The organism is Streptococcus sp. DD11 (assembly GCF_001578865.1).
In the GTDB taxonomy this organism is placed as follows: domain Bacteria; phylum Bacillota; class Bacilli; order Lactobacillales; family Streptococcaceae; genus Streptococcus; species Streptococcus panodentis.
Genome location: NZ_KQ969397.1, coordinates 125,413 through 126,854, shown reverse-complemented (window position 1 = coordinate 126,854; position 1,442 = coordinate 125,413). Strand labels below are relative to the sequence as shown.

The following is a 1,442-nucleotide window of genomic DNA, read 5'->3' as shown; positions in this document are numbered from 1 at the left end:
CTTTGGATCAAACCAAGCAGACAATCAGCTCTGTGGAAGCACAGATTCCGGCAGCAGAGCAGGAAGCAGCGACTGCACCAGTTGACCTGCGCAACACGAACTATTCTCAATTCTTAGAAAATGTGCGCAATCATGCGGCCAACCAGGAAATCCGCGATGCAGCCAATAATGCTTTGGCAGTTTATCAGCGCGGCCAAAATGAATTTGGCATCACTGTCGGTACGGATTCAAGCAGCCCTGCCAGCCTGGAAAATAATCTGAAGGCACTAGAATTGGTCAAGGCCATCAATACCTACCGCCGCAATGCCGGACTGCAGGAATTGCTGGTGGATCCTTATGCCAATGTAGCCAGCCAGATTCAGACGATTTACTTTGAGAGAAATAACTGGCACATGGGCAAGCTGATTGGCAATGAAAATGTAGCAATCAGCTTCAGTCCGCAAGGAGCAGTTGATTTCTGGCACAGCGAAAAGGCGCTGTATCAGCGAATCGCCGGCCAGTACGGCCTGCCTACAGATGAAAGACAGTTGGATGCCAATGCTATTTACATGAAGGTCGGCGCCAATGTCTTTGCACAGATTGGACACTATGTCCAAATGATGGACAATAAAGCCAATGCTATTTCGGCAGCCTATGATACTCATGCCAACCAATTCAGCACTGTTTACGGGACTTCTGAAGTAGGCTTCCATAATGTCCGCAATTTCAGCCAACGGGTCAATAATGGGACTCTGCTGACAGTGGCAGCTATGGAACAGCTGCTCCGTGCTGGCGGCGGCCGTTCAGTTGGCTCCAGTGCAAGGGTAACGGCCCTGAAAAATCAGCTGGCAGAGCTGAAGGCTCAGCAGATCGGTCAAGAATCTACCTTGAATATTCTGACTGCACAATTGGCAGATGAGCAACGCACCGGGGCAGCTCGTTCAGCTGCAGTAGAAACAGCCCGTCAGAAAGTTGCTGCAGCAGAAAACAGTCTGGCACTGAACCAGCAAAATGTCGCTGATAAGCAGAAGGCTTTAAATACAGCAACCTCTAAAATTGCAGCCAGCCTGCAGCCTCATCAGGACAAGCTGACTAAGGCTCAAGCTGCCTTAAATGAAGCAAAAGAGAAGCTGGCGGAACTCAGGGTTGCGCAGCAGGCAGCTCAGATGAATGTGGCAGCAGCTCAAGAAAATCTGCAGGCAGCTCAGGCTGATTATGCAGCAGCCCAGCAGAAAGTGCAAAATCTGCTGGATGCTCCGCAGCTCTTAGCGGAAGCGCAGCGCGAACTGGCCATAGCGCAGGCAGAATTGGCCGCAAAACAAGCTGCATATGAGCAGGAAGCCGCAGCCTTGGCCGGACTGCAGGAAGTTTATACCAATCTTCAGGACAGCTATGAGCGTCTGATGGATGCAATTATCCAAGAAAACGGCCTCTATGCAAATGCTCTCGACAGCAGTCAGGCT

Annotated in this window: 1 protein-coding gene; it reads left to right on the top strand. The window is 50.8% G+C overall.

Features of this window, described 5'->3' with window-relative positions; translation table 11 throughout:
- A partial coding sequence (locus STRDD11_RS11660; RefSeq protein ID WP_241209450.1) for a CAP domain-containing protein occupies nt 1-1,442 on the top strand: 1,442 nt, incomplete at both ends.